Source organism: Blastococcus atacamensis, assembly GCF_002938425.1.
In the GTDB taxonomy this organism is placed as follows: Bacteria; Actinomycetota; Actinomycetes; order Mycobacteriales; family Geodermatophilaceae; genus Blastococcus; species Blastococcus atacamensis.
Window position 1 is genome coordinate 1 of the sequence record NZ_POQU01000132.1, and the last position, 5,341, is coordinate 5,341.

Genomic DNA, 5,341 nt, shown 5'->3' on the forward strand with positions numbered 1-5,341 from the left:
GGCCCCACCGCCGGCCCCGGCGCCGTCGCGGTGCCGGCCAAGCCGGAGCTGCCCGGGTTGCGCAAGGCCGCCGTCTTCCTCGCCCAGATGTCGAAGGAGGAGGCCGGCGTGCTGCTCGCGCAGTTGCGCCCGCGCGAGGTCGAGGCCCTCACCCGCGAGCTCATGAAGCTCGGGTCGGTGGAGCTCGACGACGTCGACGGCGTCATGCGCGAGTTCCACGGCCTGATGACCGCCCAGCACTTCATCGGCCGCGGCGGCGTGGATTTCGCCCGCGAGATCCTCGCCGCCGGCCTCGGCCAGGACAAGGCCGAGGGCATCCTGTCCCGGCTCAATGTCGTCTACACCGAGGTGCCGTTCGCCTCGCTGCGAAACGCCGACGTCCGCCAGCTGGTCACCTTCCTCAAGGACGAGCACCCGCAGGTCATCGCGCTGGTGCTCGCCCACCTCACCGCCGCCCAGTCGGCCGAGGTCCTCTCCGGCTTCGTACCGGAGCAGCAGGCCGAGGTCGCCCACCGCATCGCCACCATGGACCGCACCTCGCCGGAGATGGTCCGCCTGGTCGAGGAGGAGCTGGGCCGCCGGATGGGCTCGATCCTGGCGCACCAGGACATGACGACCGTGGGCGGTGTCGAGACCCTCGTGGAGATCATCAACCGCTCGCCTCGGCCCACCGAGCGCTCCATCCTCGAGTGGCTGGACAACAGCGACCCGGAGCTGGCCGCGGCCGTCCGCGCGCAGATGTTCGTCTTCGAGGACATCGTCACCATCGACGACCGGTCCCTGCAGCTGGTGCTGCGCGAGGTCGAGGCCAACGACCTGGCCACCGCCCTCAAGGGTGTCCGGCCCGACGTCCGCGACAAGGTCCAGCGCAACCTCTCCGAGCGTGCCGCCGAGAACCTCGCCGAGGAGATCGAGCTGCTCGGCCCGGTGCGCACCCGCACGGTCGAGGAGGCACAGGCCAAGGTCGTCGGCGTCATCCGCACCCTCGAGGAGCAGGGTGTGCTGACCATCTCGCGCAGCGGCGAGGACGACTTCGTTGCGTGACGACAGCCGCGGGAGCATCGCAGTGAGCGCCAGCGAGCGAGGAGCGGACCGAGGCGCGGAGTCGCGCCGTCGAGCACCGCGTGAGGGCACGGTCCTGCGCGGCGGTTCTGCAGCGCTCGCGCGGCCGTACCGCGAGGTCATGGCCGAGCGTGCCGCGGCCGCGGCCGCGGCTCCGCCCGTGGCCGTGCCGGCCGCCCGGCCGGCCATCGAGGACCTACCCGTGGCACCGAGCGCCCCGTCCTGGCTGTCCGGGCCGTCCGCGCCGGTGCCGCACCGCACGTCGGCGATCGTCCGCGCCACGGACGACACCGTCGCGGTGCAGCCGGTCCCCGTGGAGCGGCGCACGTCCGTACGGCGCGCCGAGGACCAGCCGATCGCCGGCGGCCGGCCGTCCTTCCGGCTCGGCGACGTCTACGCCGAGGAGCTGGAGCGGCTGCGCTCGCGCGCCCACGCCGAGGGCTTCGCCGCCGGCCACGCCGAAGGTCTGACCGCCGCCGAGTTCGTCGTGGCCGAGGCCGAGCGAACCGCCCAGGAGCGGCTCGCCGAGGTGCAGGCCCGCTGGGAGCGCCGGCTGGTCTCTGCGACCGCCGCTCTCGGAGCGGCCGCCCGCCACCTGGACGAGACGGCTGCCCCCGTCGCGGACGACATCCGCGACTCGATCATCGAAACGGTGCTCGTGCTGGTCGAGGACATCCTCGGCCGGGAGCTGGCACTGGCCACCGACCCGGTCATGGACGCCGTCCGCCGCGCCCTGACCTTCTGCCCGCCAGATGCCCCGGCCGTGGTGCGGCTGCACCCCGACGACCTCGCCGAGCTGCCCCCCGGGGCGCTCGCCGAGCTGCCCGACAGCGTCCGCGTCGTCCCCGACCCCGCGGTCGAGCGGGCCGGCGCCATCGCCGAGAGCGGCCCCCGCCGGATCGATGCGCAGCTGGGTTCGGCCCTCCAGCGCGTCCAGGCGGTGCTGGACTCGTGAGCGTCTCCCCCACCGTGCTCGAGCGCGCCCGCGCGGCCGCCCGTCCGCAGGTCACCGGCTCGGTGACCGGCGCGATGGGCCTCACGCTCAGCGTCGACGGCGTCAGCGCCGCCGTGGGCGACCTCGTCGAGATCAACCCCACCGACAAGCCGCTGCTGGCCGAGGTCGTCGCCGTCGGCCGGGACCGGCTGACCTGCATGCCGCTGGGCGGGCTGTCCGGCGTGCACGCCGGCGCCCCCGTCCGCGCCACCGGGCGGCCGCTGCAGGTGCCCGTCGGTGAGGCCCTGCTCGGCCGCGTCCTCGACGGGCTCGGGCGACCGGTCGACGGCGGACCTTCGCTGGGCAGCCGCGTCTCGCGGGTCGACCTGGAGACCCGGACCCCGCACGCCCTCTCCCGCACGCGCGTGGAGGAGCCGCTCACCTTCGGCGTCCGTGCGCTGGACACCCTCGTCCCCTGCGGCAAGGGCCAGCGCCTGGGCATCTTCGCCGGATCCGGCGTCGGCAAGTCCAGCCTCATGGCCCAGATCACCCGCGGCACCGACGCCGACGTCCGCGTCATCGGCCTGATCGGCGAACGTGGACGAGAGGTCCGCGAGTTCATCGAGGAGAACCTCGGCGCCGAGGGGATGGCCCGGACCGTCGTCGTCGTCGCCACCTCCGACGAGCCGCCGCTGGTGCGGCTCAAGGCCGCCTTCGTCGCCACCCGGATCGCCGAGGCCTTCCGCGACGAGGGCCGCGACGTGCTGCTGCTCATGGACTCGATCACCCGCACGGCCATGGCCCAGCGCGAGGTCGGTCTCTCCGCGGGCGAGCCGCCGGCCACCCGGGGCTACCCGCCGAGCGTCTTCGCGATGATGCCGCAGCTGCTGGAGAAGGCCGGTACCGGCTCCGTCGGCTCGATCACCGGTCTCTACACCGTCCTGGTCGAGGGCGACGACCACAACGAGCCGATCGCGGACACCGCCCGCTCGATCCTCGACGGGCACATCGTGCTCACCCGCAAGCTCGCCACGACCGGCCACTTCCCCGCCATCGACGTGCTGGAGTCCATCTCCCGCGTCGCGGGTGCGGTCGTCCCCCCGGCCCAGATGACCGACGCCCGCGAGATCCGCCGGCTCATGGGTGCGCTGCGCGACGTGCGCGAGCTCATCGAGATCGGCGCCTACCAGGCCGGCAGCGACCCGCTGGTCGACCGCGCGCGGCAGCTCGCCCCGCAGATCGACGCGTTCCTGCAGCAGCCGCTCGGTGAGTCGACGTCGGCGGCCGAGGCCTGGGGCTGGCTGCAGCGGATCGTGAGGAGCGCATGACCGCACCCGCGCAGCAGCGCGTGGATGCCCCGTGAAGCGGGCGACGTTCCGGCTGCAGCCGGTCCTGGAGCTCCGGCGCACCGAGGAGCGCGCCGCCGCGGCCGCCGCTGCCGCCGCGATGAACGCCGCCACCGACGCCGATCGGCGCGCCACCGAGTACGAGACGGCGCTCAGCGCCTCGACGATGCCCCGATCGCTGCCGGCCGGGACGTTCGTCGCCGCCATGGTGCTGCTCCGCACCGCGGCCACCGACGCGTCCGAGGCCCGGTCGATGGCCACCGCCCAGGCCGAGCAGGCCGAGGCGGTCCGCGCGGAGTGGACCGCGGCCGCCCAGCGGACCAAGGCCCTCGAGCGGCTCGCCGAGCGGCATCGGGAGGCCCAGGCGCACGCGATGGACATGGCAGAGGCTCGGGCTGCCGATGACCTGGTCACCGGGCGCGCAGGTCGCGCCTGCCGGACCGAGGAGGAGCAGGCATGGACGGACTGAGCGCGGTCCAGGCCCGCATCGGCGAGATCCAGGCCCGCTTCGCCGCCGCCACCCCCAGCACCGCGACGTCGGCGAGCTGGGCCTCGGCGGCCAGCGCCGCGGGGCTGACCGGCACGTCGTCGGCCGGCGGCTACGCCGGGGCGGCGGGTACCGCGTCGGAGAGCGCGGTGGTCAGCGAGGCGCAGAAGTACATCGGCGTGCCCTACCTGTGGGGCGGCACCGACCCGAGCAAGGGGCTGGACTGCTCGGGCTTCACCAAGCTGGTGTTCGGCAACCTCGGCATCGACCTGCCACGCACCTCGTCCCAGCAGGCCACCGCGGGCAAGCCGGTCGCCTCGCTGGCCCAGGCCCGGCCCGGCGACCTGGTCTTCTTCGACTACTCCTCCGGGCGCGCCGGCATCGACCACGTCGGCGTCTACATCGGCAACGGCCAGATGATCGCCGCGCCGCAGGCCGGCGAGTCGGTGAAGGTGCAGTCGGTCGGCAACCCGACGGTGATCCGCCGGGTCCTCCCCGAGGCGAGCGCCACCGCTCCGGCGGCTACGGGCGCGGCCGGCGCGCTGGCCGGCGTCCCCTACGCCGACCTCTTCGCCCGGGCCGCGAACAAGCACGGCATCGACCCCTCGCTGCTGGCCGCCGTCGCCAAGCAGGAGTCGAACTTCAACACCTCGGCCGTGTCCCCGGCGGGCGCCCAGGGGCTCATGCAGTTCATGCCGGCCACCGCCAAGGGCCTGGGCGTCAACCCAATGGACCCGGCCTCGGCCATCGACGGTGCGGCGAAGTACCTCAGCAACCTGAACCAGCAGTTCGGCTCGACCGAGCTGGCGCTGGCGGCCTACAACGCCGGGCCGGGCGCGGTCAGCCGCTACGGGGGCGTCCCGCCCTACTCCGAGACCCAGAACTACGTCCGCTCCGTGATGAGCAAGGCAGAGGGCTACCGATGACTGCTCCCGTGACCGTCGCCGCCCCCGCGGCGCGCGCCACCTCCACCTCCTCCTCCGACGGCGGCTCCACCGGCAGCGCGGCGCCGTTCGCCTTCGCGCTCGACGATGCGCTGGCCGGTGGGCAGGGCCCCGTGCGTGACGCGACGTCCGGCGGTGATCAGCGTCCGTCCGGCGAGTCCGCGACCGACGAGGGCGCCACGCCGGGCGAGGCGACCGCCGCACCGGTGGTCGACCCCGCCGCCGCCGGCGTGGCCGCCGCGCTGTGGGCGCTGGTTCTCGGCACCGGCGCGTCCACCGCCGTGGCCGCGCCCGTCGTCGTCGCGCCGACCGGCGAGCCCGTCGACGGGGTGCCGGCCGGAGCACCGGTCGCCGCCGCCGGAACCGCGTCGGCCGCCGGGGAGATCGCCGGGGAGATCGCCGGGGAGATCGCCGGCGCGGGCGCACCGGGCCCCGACGCTCCCGCGGCGCCGGGCGCCACGCGGCCCGGCGTCACCCCCGCCCCCGCCGCAATCGCGGGCGCCACCCCGACTGCCGGCACCGTGCCGGCCACCGATCCCGCGGCCGAGCTCACCGTCGTCCCGTCCAC

5 protein-coding genes and 1 pseudogene are annotated in these 5,341 nt (G+C 75.0%); all 6 read left to right on the forward strand.

All coding sequences use genetic code 11. From position 1 onward, the window contains the following. On the forward strand, positions 1 to 1,044 hold a 1,044-nt coding region (fliG, locus tag C5508_RS18720; protein WP_198598185.1), incomplete at its 5' end, for a flagellar motor switch protein FliG. A 139-nt stretch (positions 1,045 to 1,183) separates the two neighbouring features. Beyond that, complete coding sequence (locus C5508_RS18725; protein ID WP_104526423.1) at positions 1,184 to 2,017, forward strand: FliH/SctL family protein; 834 nt, start codon at positions 1,184 to 1,186, stop codon at positions 2,015 to 2,017. Further along, positions 2,014 to 3,324, forward strand: a complete 1,311-nt coding sequence (locus C5508_RS18730) for a FliI/YscN family ATPase (RefSeq protein ID WP_104526424.1) — start codon at positions 2,014 to 2,016, stop codon at positions 3,322 to 3,324. The genes C5508_RS18725 and C5508_RS18730 overlap by 4 nt, the downstream gene beginning before the upstream one ends. A gap of 31 nt (positions 3,325 to 3,355) precedes the next feature. Continuing rightward, entirely contained in the window at positions 3,356 to 3,811 is a 456-nt protein-coding gene (locus C5508_RS18735) for a flagellar export protein FliJ (RefSeq protein ID WP_104526425.1), read from the forward strand. Beyond that, positions 3,799 to 4,755 carry a transglycosylase SLT domain-containing protein gene (locus C5508_RS18740; RefSeq protein ID WP_104526426.1) on the forward strand — a complete coding sequence of 319 codons (957 nt, stop codon included), beginning with the start codon at positions 3,799 to 3,801 and terminating at the stop codon, positions 4,753 to 4,755. Before C5508_RS18735 ends, C5508_RS18740 begins: the two co-directional genes overlap by 13 nt. Further along, positions 4,752 to 5,341, forward strand: a pseudogene (locus tag C5508_RS18745) (hypothetical protein); the annotation flags it as partial. The gene C5508_RS18740 and the pseudogene C5508_RS18745, both read left to right, overlap by 4 nt.

Coding starts and splice junctions, on each gene's coding strand:
- C5508_RS18725 (WP_104526423.1), top strand. CDS start 1,184: ATGGCCGAGCGTGCCGCGGCCGCGGCCGCGGCTCCGCCCGTGGCCGTG.
- C5508_RS18740 (WP_104526426.1), top strand. CDS start 3,799: ATGGACGGACTGAGCGCGGTCCAGGCCCGCATCGGCGAGATCCAGGCC.